We start from the raw sequence: 13,743 nt of genomic DNA on the forward strand, positions 1-13,743 counted from the left end.
AGGGCTTCCACTGTATCGGCCACCACTTTGCAGATTTTGCGGTTTTGCCAAGAAGCGCCTGGCCAGGCACCAAACCCGCAAGATCAGTGGGGATACGTGCCCGGCAGCAACACACTGCGATCGCCCGGCGTGAGCGACTTGCGCCCGCACAACGCCATGGTGACGTCCATTTCCTTGTATAGAATCTCCAGCGTGCGCGTGACGCCCGCCTTGCCATACGCCCCCAGGCCATACAGGAACGCGCGCCCGATCATCGTGCCGCGCGCGCCCAGCGCCACGGCCTTCAATACGTCTTGTCCCGAGCGGATGCCGCCATCCATCCATACTTCGATGCGCGAGCCCACCGCATCGGCGATGGCCGGCAGGGCGGCAATCGACGACATCGCACCGTCAAGCTGGCGCCCGCCATGGTTGCTGACGATCAGGGCATCCGCGCCGCTGTCGGCCGCCAGGCGCGCGTCCTCGACATCCAGGATGCCCTTGAGGATCAGCTTGCCGCCCCAGCGCTGCTTGATCCATTCGACGTCGGCCCAGCTCAGCCGCGGATCGAACTGCTCGGCCGTCCAGGACGACAGCGAAGACAGGTCGGTCACGCCCTTGGCGTGGCCGACGATATTGCCGAACGTGCGGCGCGGCGTACCCAGCATGCCCAGGCACCAACGCGGCTTGGTGGCCAGGTTGAGCAGGTTGGCCAGCGTGGGCTTGGGCGGCGCCGACAGCCCGTTGCGAATATCTTTGTGGCGCTGGCCCAGTATCTGCAGGTCGAGCGTCAGCACCAGCGCCGAGCAGCCGGCCGCCTTGGCGCGATCGATCAGGTTGGCCACGTACTCGCGGTCGCGCATCACATACAGCTGGAACCAGAACGGCTTGCCGGTGGCGCGCGCCACGTCTTCGATCGAGCAGATGCTCATGGTCGACAGGGTGAAGGGCACGCCGAACTCGGCGGCGGCCTGCGCGGCCACCATTTCGCCGTCGGCATGCTGCATGCCCGTCAGGCCGGTGGGCGCAATGGCCACCGGCATCACCGCGTCGGCGCCGGCCATGGTGGTACGCAGCGAACGGCCTTCCATGTCCACCGCCACCCGCTGGCGCAGCTTGATCGCCTGGAAGTCGGCCTGGTTGGCGCGATAAGTGCCTTCAGTCCAGGCACCGGAATCGGCATAGTCGTAGAACATGCGCGGCACGCGCTTCTGCGCGAGGATGCGCAAATCTTCAATGCAGGTGATCTTGGCAAGGTTCGGGTTCATGGGACACTATTGGGGAAAATAGAGGACCAAAAGGGCGTAGCAAGTATACGCGCGCCCCTAGTATCGAAAGGAATCGCAGCATGCAAGTCCCCCGACACGAAACCGTGCACGTCATCATCAAGGGTGTGGTGCAGGGCGTGGGCTACCGGCACGCCACCGTGCGGCGCGCCCATATGCTGGGCGTTACCGGCTGGGTGCAGAACATGGAAGACGGCACCGTCCAGGCCCTGGTGCAAGGCACCCCCGACCAGGTCGACCATATGCTCGAATGGCTGCGCCGCGGCCCCCCGGCCGCCATCGTGCGCGACCTGATCACCGAGCGCGACTACACCGACAAGCGCTACGTGCGCTTCGAACAACTCTAGGGTAACCGCCCTCTCTACGGAACCCGTCATGCCCGCGTCCGCCCTTGAACTGCCCCGCACGCAACTGACCGTCGACCCTGCCTGGATCGACCTGTACGGCCACATGAACGCCGCTCGTTATGTGGGGGTGTTCGATCACACCGGCTACCAACTGCTGGATGCGCTGGGGGTGGGCGAAAGCTACACCCGTACATCGCGCTGCGGCATCTATACGGTGGACATCGCCGTCAATTACCGCCGCGAATTGCTGGTCGGCGACCCGCTGGAACTGCGGCTGCGCGTGCTGGGCGCGGATACCAAGCGCCTGCTGTGCCTGATGGAACTGTTCCAGACCCGCGACAACTACCTGGCCGCCACCATGGAACAACTCTCGGTGCACGTGAACCTGGATACGCGGCGCAGCCAGCCTTTCCCCGACACATTGGTGCAGTCGCTGCAGGCCGCCGCGCAGGCGCATGCTTCGGCCCCGCTGCCCGAGCGCCATGTGCGGCGCCTGGCCCTGGCGCGCACGGCCTAGCGTCGCACGGCGCTGCCGGCCGCGGGCGCACTGATTCACAATTTGTTTCATCTGGCTGGCCTTGCGGATAGCCGCCCGATGCACGCCCGATGCGAGCGCGATATCCTCAACGTGGGCTCAAGTCACGCCTTCTTCTGGTATCTACCAGATAATTTCGATCAATAGCAGGGGATTGCAGTCCCTGGCGCGCCTTCCTACTATCCGCCCCTTGACAGCCCTGCCGGCTTTCCGAGTTTTGCCGCCTGTCGCGCGGCGACCGGCCAGGCATTGTTTCGGGGAAGCCGCGCATGCACGATCGCCCACACACCTCAAGCACAGCCGAATGGCGCCAGCGCAGCCTGCGCCACGTCTGGCATCCGTGCACGCAGATGAAGCGCCAGGCAGCGATGCCGCTGCTGGCGCTGTCGCATGGGGCAGGCCCCTGGCTGGTCGACATGGACGGCCGCCGCTACCTGGATGCCATCAGTTCGTGGTGGGTCAACCTGTTCGGCCATGCCAATACGCGCATCAATGCCGCCTTGAACGACCAGCTTGGCCGCTTGCCGCATGCCATGCTGGCCGGTTGCACCCATGCCCCGGCGGTCGAACTGGCCGAGCGCCTGTCGGCCTTGACCGGTGCCGCCCTGGGCCACTGCTTTTACGCCTCGGACGGTGCATCGGCGGTGGAAATCGCCTTGAAAATGAGTTTTCACGCGTGGCGCAACCAGGGCCATGCCGGCAAGCGCGAATTCGTCTGCGTGCGCCACGGCTATCACGGCGAGACCCTGGGCGCACTGGGCGTGACCGATGTCGCCGTGTTCCGCGATGCCTATGGGCCGCTGCTGCGCCAGGCCCATGTCGTGGCCTCGCCCGATGCACGGGCCGCGCATGCGGACGAACCGGCCGACGCCGCGGCACAGCGCGCGGCGGCCGAATTGCAGGCCTTGCTTGAAGACCGGCACCCGCATATCGCCGCCGTCATCGTCGAGCCGCTGGTGCAATGCGCGGCCGGCATGGCCATGCACGCGCCTTCGTACCTGCGGCAGGTGCGCGAGCTTTGCGACCGCTACCAGGTCCACCTGATCGCCGACGAAATCGCGGTGGGCTGCGGACGCACCGGCTCGTTCTTCGCCTGCGAGCAAGCCGGCATCTGGCCCGACCTGATGACCCTGTCCAAGGGCATCACGGGCGGTTACCTGCCTTTGTCCCTGGTACTGAGCACCGATGCGATCCACGCGGCTTTCTACGACGACGACGTGGCGCGCGGCTTCCTGCACTCGCACTCGTACACCGGCAATCCCCTGGCATGCCGCGCCGCGCTGGCCACCCTGGACATCTTCGATGCTGACGACGTGCTGGCGCGCAACCGCATACGGGCCGCCGGCCTGGACGCGGCCCTGGCGCCGCTGCATGCGCGCCGCGCCGTGCGCCATTTCCGGCGCACGGGAATGATCTGGGCCTTCGACGTCGCGGCCGACCCCGGTTTCGGGCCGCGCTATGCCGCCGCGGCACTGGCGCGCGGGCTGTTGCTGCGGCCCATCGGCAACACGGTCTACCTGATGCCGCCGTATGTGCTGGATGACGACACCGCCGCATGGCTGGCGCGCGAGACGCTGGCCACGCTGGACGATGCACTCGAGGAGCGCTGACATGCAGCTACTGGATACCCTGGACGCCGCCCTGCGCGAGCTCGATGCACAGCATCTGCGCCGGCACCGGCGCACCGCCGAATCGCCGTGCGCACCGCACGTGCGCGTCGACGGACGCAACATGCTGGCGTTCTGCAGCAACGACTACCTTGGGCTGGCCGCCCACCCCGCCGTGATCGCGGCGCTGGCCGAAGGGGCTGCGCGCTACGGCGCGGGCAGCGGTGCATCGCACTTGATCAGCGGACACAGCCGCGCCCACGCGCAGCTGGAAGAGCGGCTGGCGGCCATGCTGGCGCCGCACCTGGAACAGGCGCGCGCGCTGTACTTCTGCACTGGCTACATGGCCAACCTGGCCGTGTTGGGCACCCTGGCGGGCAAAGACGCCGAGATCTATTCCGAATCGTTGAACCATGCCTCGCTGATCGACGGCGCACGCCTGTCGCGCGCCCGCGTCCAGGTCTATCCCCATGCCGATATGGACGCGCTGGCAAAGATGCTGGCCGCCAGCCAGGCAAAGACCCGCTTGATCGTATCCGACGGCGTGTTCTCGATGGACGGCGACATCGCCCCCTTGCGTGAATTGCTGGCGCTGGCCGAACACCACGGTGCCTGGCTGGTGATCGACGACGCGCACGGTTTCGGCGTGCTGGGCGAACACGGCCACGGCGTACTGGAACATGCCGGCCTGCGGTCCCCGCATCTGGTCATGATCGGCACGCTGGGCAAGGCCGCCGGCGTGGCGGGGGCCTTCGTGGCGGCGCACGCCACCGTCATCGACTGGCTGGTCAACCGCGCCCGGCCGTATATCTTCAGTACCGCCGCCGCGCCGGCGCAAGCGCACGCCTTGCTGGCCAGCATGGACCTGATCGAAGGCAGCGAAGGCAGCCGGCGGCGCGCGCACTTGCGCGCCTTGACGCAGCAGTTGCAGGCGGCGCTGCAGCTGCGCCATTGGCACTACCGGGCCACGCGCACCGCCATCCAGCCCATCGTGCTGGGCGAGAACGCCCAGGCGCTGCGCGCCGCCGCCGAACTGCAGCGGCATGCCCTGTGGGTACCCGCCATCCGCCCCCCCACCGTGCCGCCGGGCACGGCACGCTTGCGCGTCACGCTATCGGCGGCGCATACCGCCGACGATGTGGACAGGCTGGCCGCCGCCTTGAACCAGTTGGACAGCGAGGCCGGCCATGCATCCTGATACCCCGCAGCGGCCCGGCGACTACTTCGTTACCGGCACCGATACCGAGATCGGCAAGACACTGATCGCTTGCGCGTTGCTGCACGCCGCGGCGCGCCAGGGGTGGAGCGCCGCCGGCATGAAGGCGGTGGCCGCCGGCGCCCGGCGCGAGGGCGGCCGCTGGATCAACGAAGATGTCGAACAGTTGCGCCGCGCCAGTTCGGTGGCCTTGCCCGACGCCGTACGCTGCCCGTATGTATTGCGCCAGGCCGTGGCGCCGCACATCGCGGCGGCCGCCGCCGGCGTGGTGCTCGACCCGGCCGCGATACGGCAGGCGTACCGCTTGGCCACGGCCCATGCGGACGCCGTGGTGGTCGAGGGCGTAGGAGGCTTCCGCGTGCCGCTGGACGATACCCGGGATACCGCCGACCTGGCGCAGCAGTTGGGCCTGCCAGTGATACTGGTAGTGGGCATGCGGCTGGGCTGCATCAGCCACGCCCTGCTGACCGCTGAAGCCATCGCAGCGCGTGGACTGCACCTGGCGGGCTGGGTCGCCAACCATGTCGATCCGGCCATGCAGCAGGCGCCCGCCAATGTGCAGGCGCTGGCCCGGCGCCTGGCGGCGCCTTTGATAGGCAGCGTGCCGTGCCTGGCACAGCCCGACCCGGTAGCCGCGGCTCGGCATTTGCAGGTATCGGCGCTGTATCCGGCCGGCCGCTCCACCTAGTCGTCGTTCAGCGCCGCAAAGCGGTCGGCCAGGAAATCGATCAGCGCCCTGACCGACGGCAGTTGCCCGCGACGCGAGGCGAACACCGCATGGATGATCTCGCGGCGCGGCGCCCAATCGGGCAGCACGGTCACCAGTTCGCCAGCTTCGAACTGGTCGCGCAACAGCATGGTCGGCAGTTGCACGATGCCCACGCCCGCCACGGCCGCGGCCCGCAGCGCCAGCATCCCGCGCGTGATCAGGCGCGGCTGGTGGCGCACGGCGGCATGGGCGCCCTCCGGCCCCTGTAGATTCCACACGTGTTCGCCCTGCGGCAAGCCCAGGCCCAGGCTGGGCAGTCCGGTCAGGTCGGCCGGCGCGCTCGGCACGCCGGTTTGCCGCAGCAGGCCAGGGCTGGCCACCAGGCATTGGCCGCGCTCGGCCAATACGCGCATGACCAGGTCGCTGTCTTGCAGCGGGGGCGGCCGCACCCGTATCGCCACGTCGATCCCTTCAGCCACCACATCCACCCGCCGATTGGTTTCTTCCAGGTGAATGTGCACCAGCGGGTATTGCGCCATGAACGCGGCCAGCATGTCGGCCACCTGCGCATCCAGCAACGCCACCGGGCAGGTCAGCCGCACCGTGCCGCGCGGCTCGGCACGGGTCAGCGCCACGGCCTCTTCCGCGGCATCGGCCTCGACCAGCATGGCCTTGCAATGCGCATAGTAGGTCTGGCCGATCTCGGTGACGGCGAACTGGCGCGTGGTGCGCAACAACAGGCGGGCACCCAGCCGGGATTCCAGCAGCGCAATGCGGCGGCTGAGCTTGGACTTGGGCACGCCCAGGGCGCGGCCAGCCGGCGCGAAGCCGCCATGATCCACCACTTGCACGAAGTAGTACAGGTCGTTCAGGTCTTGCATGGTGTGCCCATCGTTCTTTCAATAGAACTCTAAGACGGAATTTTAGGGTCTACCGCACATATTGTCCTGAATTTATAGTTTCTGAATGGTGGTTGCGGCACGGGTCGCAACCCGCAGTGGAGAAAAGCCATGAAGAAAGTTCTCGGTGTCTACAGCGCGCCCCGTCCCCATTGGGTGGGCGACGGCTTTCCTGTGCGTTCGCTGTTCGGCTACGACAGCCATGGCCGGCACCTCAGCCCCTTCCTGCTGCTCGATTACGCGGGCCCGGCCCAGTTTGCACCGGCCGCGAAACCGCGCGGCGTCGGCCAGCATCCGCATCGCGGCTTTGAAACCGTCACCATCGTCTACCAGGGCGAGGTCGATCACCGCGACTCCACCGGCGCCGGCGGCCACATCGGCCCGGGCGACGTGCAGTGGATGACGGCGGCCGGCGGTATCCTGCACGAAGAATTCCACTCCGATGCCTTCACCCGCCAGGGCGGCGCGCTGGAAATGGTGCAACTGTGGGTCAACCTGCCGGCGCGCGACAAGATGTCCGAACCGGGCTACCAGACGCTGCTGGACCGCGACATTCCGGTAGTGGACCTGCCCGGCGAAGCCGGCCGGGTGCGCGTCATCGCGGGCGAGTTCGACGGTCGGCGCGGCCCGGCGCGCACGCATACCCCCATCGACGTCTGGGATGTACGCCTGCACCAGCAAGGCACCGCCACCTTCAGCCTGCCCGAGGGCCGCACGCTTGCGGTGGCCGTGCTGCACGGCACGGTACTGGTCAACGGCACCGAGATCGTGCGCGAGGCCCAACTGGTGCATCTGTCGCGCGAGGGTGGCCAGGTGCAGATCGAGGCCAATAACGAGGCCACGCTGTTGCTCTTGAGCGGCGAACCGATAGACGAGCCCATCGTCGGCTACGGTCCGTTCGTCATGAACGACCAGGCCGAGATCCGCCAGGCCATCGACGACTTCAACCACGGCCGGTTCGGCCAGCTGGCCCACTGACCCTGTCCGCGCCGCCGCCCGTGGCGGCGCGGACGTTCACCTGCCCATGCGGGCTTTTTTCCTACGTTTCCCTGGAGAGTTTCATGACCAAGCCCTATGTTCGCCTGGACAAAGACAACGCCGCCGTACTGCTGGTAGACCACCAGGCAGGCCTGCTGTCACTGGTGCGCGACATCGATCCGGACAAGTTCAAGAACAACGTGCTGGCCCTGGCCGACCTGGCCAAGTACTTCAAGCTGCCCACCATCCTGACCACCAGCTTCGAAGACGGCCCCAACGGCCCCCTGGTGCCTGAACTCAAGGCCCTGTTTCCCGACGCACCCTACATTGCCCGGCCCGGCCAGATCAACGCGTGGGACAACGAAGACTTCGTCAAGGCCGTCCGCGCCACCGGCAAGAAACAGCTGATCATCGCCGGCGTGGTCACCGAAGTGTGCGTGGCATTCCCGGCGCTGGCCGCGCTGGAAGAAGGCTTCGAGGTATTTGTGGTGGGCGATGCTTCGGGCACCTTCAATGCCCTGACCCGCGATGCCGCCTGGGACCGCATGAGCGCCGCCGGCGCCCAACTGATGACCTGGTTCGGCGTGGCATGCGAACTGCATCGCGACTGGCGCAACGATATCGAGGGCCTGGGCACGCTGTTCTCGAACCACATCCCCGACTACCGCAACCTGATCACCAGCTACAGCACGCTGACGCAGCAGAAGTAAGCCGCAGTGAACGCGGGCGGCCAGGCCGCCCGCGCCACCGCTAGAACGGTTCGGCGTGGGCCGCGATGAACTGCGCCGCGGCCAGCGTGCGGAAGTCGTCGCCATAGGCGCCGATGGCCTGCGCGCCCAGCGGCAGCCCGCCAGGCCCCGATGCAATCGGAAACGACACGGTCGGCACATGCAGCAAGGTCCACAGCGCACCGAAGCGCGGCGAACCGGAATTGTCCAGCCCGTGTTCGGCCTCGCCCTCGGCGGCCGGATACAGCAATACGTCCAGCCCATCGAACAGCGCATGGGCTTGTACGCGGGCCTGCATGGCACGCTGCGCGAAGGCCAGGTAGTCGGGCAAGGTCGTTTGCTCGCCATACTGCATGCGCGCCTGCAGCCGCGGGCTCAGTTGGCCATGATGCCGGGTGCGCTCATAGGCCAATGCCTGGCGTGCATCGTAGGCCACCATGCGGCCCTGGCCCTCGAGCAGGTCTTCCAGGGCGGCAGGCAGTTCCATGCGGCTGACCTGCGCGCCGGCGCGCGCCAGCCGCTCTGCCAGGCGCTCGATGGCTTGCACCGTCTCGGGCTTGGCATGCTCCCATTGGCGCGACAGGCAGATGCCCACGCGCGGCCGGTCCAGCGCGCCGGGCAGCAGGCGATGGCCGTGCAAGCCGGCAGCGAAGAATGCCGCGTCAGCCACGTCCCGGGTAATCAGCCCGACCGTATCCTGCAACGGGCTCAGCACGTTGACTCCCGCGCTGGACAACATGCCGAACGACGGCTTGTAGCCCACCACCCCGCAATACACGGCGGGCCGCACAATCGAACCCGTGGTCTGGGTACCCAGCGCCGCCACCGCCATGCCGTCGGCCACCGCCGCCGCCGAGCCGCTGGACGACCCGCCCGGCGTATGCGCCAGGTTGCGCGGGTTGCGTGCCGCCCCGGGGGTCTGGGTGGCGAATTCGCCGGTAGCCACCTTGCCCAGCAGCACCGCGCCCTGTTCGGCCGCACAGGCCACCACGCCGGCGTCGCGCCCGGGCGTGTAGCCCTGGTAAATGGGCGAACCGAAGGTGGTGGGGTAGTCGCGGGTGGCGATGATGTCTTTCACGGCATACGGCAGCCCCCGCAACAGGCCGCCCCCGGCCTGGGCCCGCTCGGCCTCGCCGCGCACGCGGTCCGGGTCATGCGCCACATAGGCGCACACCTGGCCATTGCGTTCCTCGATGCGGTCCAGATAAGCCTGGGCCAGGGCACCCGCCGTGGTCGCGCGGTTTTCCAGCGCAGCCGCGGCCTGCAGGGCAGTCAGTTGAATCAGTGGTTTCATATCCGAATCATTCCAGCGTGATGCCGGCCTGCTTGATCACCCGCGCCCACTTGTCGTGCTCACCCTGCACGAAGCGCGCGAAATCCTGCTGGCTGCCCGGCTCGGCCGTGGCGCCCTGGGCCAGTATCAATTGGCGCACCTCGGGCGTGTTCAGCATCTTGGTCATTTCCGCATTCAGCTGCGCCACGATCTCGTCCGGCGTGCCCGTCGGCGCAAACAGCCCGAACCAGCCATCCACCTCGTAGCCCGGCAGGCCGCTCTCGGCGATGGTGGGCACCTGGGGCAGCAGCTCCGAACGGCGTGCCGACGACACACCCAGCGCCGTCAACTTGCCCGCCTTGATATGCGGCAGGCACACCGGCAAGTTGCAGAACATCACCTGCACCCGATTGCTCAACAAGTCCGCCAGCGCGGCGCCGCCGCCCTTGTACGGCACGTGCAGCATCTGCGTCCCGGACATGGACTTGAACAATTCCGCCGCCAGGTGCTGCGTGCCGCCCGCGCCACCGGATGCATAGCTGTAGGCCGAGCTCTGCTTCAACTGGGCGATCAACTCTTGCACCGTATGCACGGGCACTTCGGCGGGCACGACCAGCACGTTGGTCACCGAGGCCACGTTGCTGATCGGCACGAAGTCCTTCATGGGGTCGTACTTCAGGTCGTGGTACAGGCTGGGGTTCACGGCATTGGTGCTGGCCGGCCCCAGCAGCAGCGTGTAGCCGTCGGCGGGGGCGCTGGCCACGTAGCCCGCCCCGATATTGCCGCCCGCGCCGGCCTTGTTCTCGACGATCACAGTCTGGCCCAGGGTCTTGCCCAGTTTATCGGCCGTGATGCGCGCCAATTGGTCAGTGACGCTGCCGGGGCCGAAAGGCACGATCAAGCGTACCGGCTTGTCCGGATACGAGCCCGCCTGCGCCGCGGCGCTCCCGCCCACGACGGCCAGCGCGGCAATGCCCGCGCGGATCATTTGAAGTAGAGATAGCTGCATGAATTTCCCCGGTTATCCTGGCCTGGCGGCCATGTCGAATGACAAATGACGAATCACGAATCCGTGCGTGGGCCCAAGCCCCGGCACCTACGACGCATCATAAAAACCCGGAATTGATATATCCAATATAAAATTTTCGACTTATTAGGTCGTTTTTTATCTTGATGGACGCGATCTCATTATTGTCGAAGCAGGCCCGGGCCTTCATGGCCGTCGCCGAAGCGCTGCATTTCGGCCGCGCCGCGCAACGCCTGCACATCAGCCAGCCGCCGCTCAGCCAGCAAGTTCGACAGTTCGAACAGCAGGTCGGCACGCCCTTGTTCGTGCGCAACACGCGCTCGGTGCAACTGACCCTGGCTGGCGAGCAATTGCTCGCCAGCCTGCGGCAGATCCTGCACGACGGCGACATGGCGCTGGTACGCGCCGGGCGTGCCGCCCGGGGCGAACTGGGCGCCCTGACCGTCGGCTTCACCAGCAGCGCGGCGTACCGGGTGCTGCCCGACATCATCGCGCGCTATCGCAAGGCCTATGCCGGCATCGAACTGGCCCTGGTAGAGCGCGAATCCGCCGACTTGCTCGACGGCCTGCTGGCCGAACGCATCGATGTCGCCCTGATGCGCCGTCACGATGCGCTGGACGATTCCCGCCTGTTGTTCGAGATCGCCGAACGCGAGCCGCTGATCGCCGCGCTGCCCGCACGCCACCGCCTGGCGCGGCGCCGCGGCATTGCCCTGCAAGACCTGCACGGGCAAGACCTGGTGGGGTTTTCCGTCAGCGGGTCGCGGTACTTCCACGAGCTGCTGGCCAAGCTCTTCGCCAGTGCCAACGTACGCCCGAACATCGTCCACCAGAGCGTCCTGCCCACCATCCTGGCACTGGTCGAGGCCGAGGTCGGCGTCGCGCTCGTGCCGGCCTCGGTCGCCGGCTTGCGCGGCAGCGCGGTGCGCTACCGGCCCTTGCTCGATGCCGGGCCGGCCGCCATATCCACGCTGTACGCCGTGCGCCGCCACGACAGCCGCAACCCGGCGGTGCCGCGCTTCATGGACTTGCTGCTGCCCCGCACCAAGGCGTAGCTTCCGTTCATACAGCGCATCGGGCCGACAGCGGTCCGGCGCGAACCAAGCCGCTGCCTCATGCCTGCTTTGCAGAGTGCCGGCCGGCGTGCCTTGCCCAGGCCACCGCCAGCCCGATCGCCAGCCATGCCGCGCCGCCGGCAAACCCCGTTGTTCCGCTGGATACAAGCAGTACCAGGGACATGATGAACGCGAGCGGCAACAAGACCGACGGACACGGCATCTGAAAAACGGGCGGGTGCCCGCCACGCCGGCGCAGCTTCAACAAGGCAAACAACGGCGCAATGAAATGCACCACGTAAAGAAAACCGCCGATCGCCGTGGATATATGCAGGGACCCCAACAACGCCACCAGCACCAGCATGCCGCCGCTTGCCAGGACAGCGGCCCACGGCGCGCCCGTTGCCGGGCCCACTCGTGCCAGCCACGCGGGCAACAGGCCGTCTCGCGCCATGGCGAAACTGATGCGGGAAGTCACCACAAGCACTGCATTGGCCGTGGCGGCGGTCGTCAACACCGCCACCACGGCCACTATCCGGCCACCGGCCTGGCCCAGGAAGGCCTGCGCCGCATCGGCCAGCGGCGCGGCCGATGCGCCCAACGTGCGCCAGTCCAGCGTGCCCAGCGCGGCAAAGGCAACCAGCAGGTAAACAACCAGCACGATGGCAAGCGTCAGGAGAATGGCCAACGGCAGATTCCTTTCCGGCCGCTCGATCTCTTCGCCTGCCGCGGCCACCATGTCGAATCCACCGAAGGCAAGAAAGGCGATCAAGGCAGCCGAGAGTATTCCCGGAAACCCGTTCGGCATCCACGGTGTGAACCGGCCCGTATCCACTGACGGCATGCCAGCCCCCGCGAAGCCAAGCAGGCCGGCCAGCGCCAGCCCTATCACCAGTACCTGCAACTGCCCAGAGAATTTGACGCCGGCGACATTGACCACGATGCATGCAAGTATCAACCCGACGGCACCCCACACCGGGGGCAGGCCCGTCAGCGTGTTGAAGTAGCCGCCGAATCCCAGCGTCACGTAGCCGCTGACGAAGATATAGGCCCCCCAGAATACCCAGCCCATGAGGAAACCCCAGCCACGGCCCAGGACTTCGCGCGCGAACGCATAGCCGCCACCGGCTTGCGGATATCGGCACGCCAGCTCGGCATAAGGCAGCGCGATAAGCAAAGAGGCCACGAACGCCAATGCGAATGCCAGCAGGGCCGCCGGGCCGGCCAGCGCGGCGATGTGTCCGACCAGCACGAAGATGCCGCCGCCGATCGTCCCGCCCACACCCAGCGCGACGGCGCCGCGCAACCCCAGCGCCCGGCGCAACTGCGCTCGCGGATGGGCCGCTTTTTCCGTCCGCACCTGCGTGTTCATGCGTCTACCAGGCCAATGCGCACGCGGCGGTTGTGGCGCCCTTTGTTGTCGATTCTCAAGATGCGGATGCCACGGGACGCGCCGGTTTCCGACAAGTGCGTTCCGCCGCAAGCCTGGTGGTCCAGGCCGACAATCTCCACGATGCGGATCTCGCCATCGGCACTGGGCGCAGGCGCAACCGACTTGGAGCGGATCAGCCCATGTTCGGCGCCTGCCGCGGCCAACGGCAAGTATCTGTCTCGAACCGGAAGGTTCTGCCTGATGGCGTCGTTGATAGGCCCCTCCAGTGCCCGCAAGCGATCATTGTCGGCCTCGGGCACGTCGAAATCCATTCGGGCCGTGCCATCGCCGTTCATCTGCACGCCCGTTACCAGCGCGCCATTGAAGGCCTGGAAGACAAAGGCATTGAGGATGTGCGTGCCCGTGTGCAGCTCGCGCATCATCTGGCGAAAGACCGGATCGACGACCGCCTGCACGGTGCCGGTGAGTTCGGCGCCGGGCTCGGCCAAAAGAACCCAAGGCCGTCCGTCCGCCATGTCGAATCCTGCCACGGCGATTTCCCCGCCGTTGTGACCAAGCACGCCGCGGTCGGCCAACTGGCCGCCGCCACCAGGATAAAAGGGCGATTCAGCCAGCAGAACGCGCCCCGGCTTGGCGTCGATCACCCGGGTTTCGACTGTGAACGTCTCGGGGTTTGCGTGATAGAACGAACGTGCTGGCATGCTTGCTTCC

The 13,743-nt window shown here is 67.1% G+C and carries 14 protein-coding genes; 8 read left to right on the plus strand and 6 right to left on the minus strand.

The genetic code is table 11. The annotated features are described in order from the left end of the window. Positions 1–83 precede the first annotated feature (83 nt). The gene (locus tag KW845_RS19240; protein ID WP_218370940.1) at positions 84–1,247 is read right to left on the minus strand and encodes an alpha-hydroxy acid oxidase; all 1,164 of its coding nucleotides are present in this window, start codon (positions 1,245–1,247) and stop codon (positions 84–86) included. 80 nt (positions 1,248–1,327) lie between these two features. Between KW845_RS19240 and KW845_RS19245 the strand changes: the two genes are divergently transcribed. The 5 genes from KW845_RS19245 to bioD all read left to right on the plus strand — a co-directional run bounded on the left by KW845_RS19245 (position 1,328) and on the right by bioD (position 5,658). Continuing rightward, positions 1,328–1,612 (plus strand): acylphosphatase, encoded by a 285-nt coding sequence (locus tag KW845_RS19245; RefSeq protein WP_218370941.1) that lies wholly within the window; start codon positions 1,328–1,330, stop codon positions 1,610–1,612. A 28-nt stretch (positions 1,613–1,640) separates the two neighbouring features. Continuing rightward, positions 1,641–2,129: a thioesterase family protein gene (locus KW845_RS19250; RefSeq protein ID WP_218370942.1), complete on the plus strand. Its 489-nt coding sequence runs from the start codon at positions 1,641–1,643 to the stop codon at positions 2,127–2,129. A gap of 287 nt (positions 2,130–2,416) precedes the next feature. Further along, a complete protein-coding gene (locus KW845_RS19255) occupies positions 2,417–3,757 on the plus strand; it encodes an adenosylmethionine--8-amino-7-oxononanoate transaminase (protein WP_218370943.1) in 1,341 nt (446 codons plus the stop codon). A 1-nt stretch (position 3,758) separates the two neighbouring features. Further along, positions 3,759–4,952 (plus strand): 8-amino-7-oxononanoate synthase, encoded by a 1,194-nt coding sequence (gene bioF, locus KW845_RS19260; protein ID WP_218370944.1) that lies wholly within the window; start codon positions 3,759–3,761, stop codon positions 4,950–4,952. Then, complete coding sequence (gene bioD / locus KW845_RS19265) at positions 4,942–5,658, plus strand: dethiobiotin synthase (protein ID WP_218370945.1); 717 nt, start codon at positions 4,942–4,944, stop codon at positions 5,656–5,658. The genes bioF and bioD overlap by 11 nt, the downstream gene beginning before the upstream one ends. Here bioD and KW845_RS19270 read toward each other — a convergent pair. Continuing rightward, the gene (locus tag KW845_RS19270) at positions 5,655–6,560 is read right to left on the minus strand and encodes a LysR family transcriptional regulator (protein ID WP_218370946.1); all 906 of its coding nucleotides are present in this window, start codon (positions 6,558–6,560) and stop codon (positions 5,655–5,657) included. The two genes, bioD and KW845_RS19270, sit on opposite strands and share 4 nt — an antisense overlap. Before the next feature lie 129 nt (positions 6,561–6,689). Between KW845_RS19270 and KW845_RS19275 the strand changes: the two genes are divergently transcribed. Continuing rightward, positions 6,690–7,556, plus strand: a complete 867-nt coding sequence (locus KW845_RS19275) for a pirin family protein (RefSeq protein ID WP_218370947.1) — start codon at positions 6,690–6,692, stop codon at positions 7,554–7,556. 83 nt (positions 7,557–7,639) lie between these two features. Continuing rightward, on the plus strand, positions 7,640–8,266 hold the full coding sequence (ycaC, locus tag KW845_RS19280) for an isochorismate family cysteine hydrolase YcaC (RefSeq protein ID WP_218370948.1): 627 nt from the start codon (positions 7,640–7,642) through the stop codon (positions 8,264–8,266). 40 nt (positions 8,267–8,306) lie between these two features. On the opposite strand, the gene KW845_RS19285 is transcribed toward ycaC, so the two are convergent. Beyond that, positions 8,307–9,578, minus strand: coding sequence for an amidase (locus KW845_RS19285; RefSeq protein ID WP_218370949.1), 1,272 nt, complete (start codon positions 9,576–9,578; stop codon positions 8,307–8,309). Positions 9,579–9,585: 7 nt separating this feature from the next. Then, positions 9,586–10,566 carry a tripartite tricarboxylate transporter substrate binding protein gene (locus KW845_RS19290; RefSeq protein WP_218370950.1) on the minus strand — a complete coding sequence of 327 codons (981 nt, stop codon included), beginning with the start codon at positions 10,564–10,566 and terminating at the stop codon, positions 9,586–9,588. Positions 10,567–10,730: 164 nt separating this feature from the next. On the opposite strand from KW845_RS19290, the gene KW845_RS19295 reads away from it, so the two are divergent. Continuing rightward, a complete protein-coding gene (locus tag KW845_RS19295; RefSeq protein WP_255592828.1) occupies positions 10,731–11,639 on the plus strand; it encodes a LysR substrate-binding domain-containing protein in 909 nt (302 codons plus the stop codon). Between the two features lie 58 nt (positions 11,640–11,697). Here the strand turns inward: KW845_RS19295 and KW845_RS19300 are convergent, their stop codons facing one another. Continuing rightward, on the minus strand, positions 11,698–13,011 hold the full coding sequence (locus KW845_RS19300; RefSeq protein ID WP_218370952.1) for an APC family permease: 1,314 nt from the start codon (positions 13,009–13,011) through the stop codon (positions 11,698–11,700). Continuing rightward, positions 13,008–13,733 carry an alanyl-tRNA editing protein gene (locus KW845_RS19305; protein ID WP_218370953.1) on the minus strand — a complete coding sequence of 242 codons (726 nt, stop codon included), beginning with the start codon at positions 13,731–13,733 and terminating at the stop codon, positions 13,008–13,010. The genes KW845_RS19300 and KW845_RS19305 overlap by 4 nt, the downstream gene beginning before the upstream one ends. Positions 13,734–13,743 lie beyond the last annotated feature (10 nt).

Origin of the sequence: Bordetella sp. BOR01 (genome assembly GCF_019218885.1) — a bacterium.
GTDB lineage: Bacteria > Pseudomonadota > Gammaproteobacteria > Burkholderiales > Burkholderiaceae_B > Bordetella_A.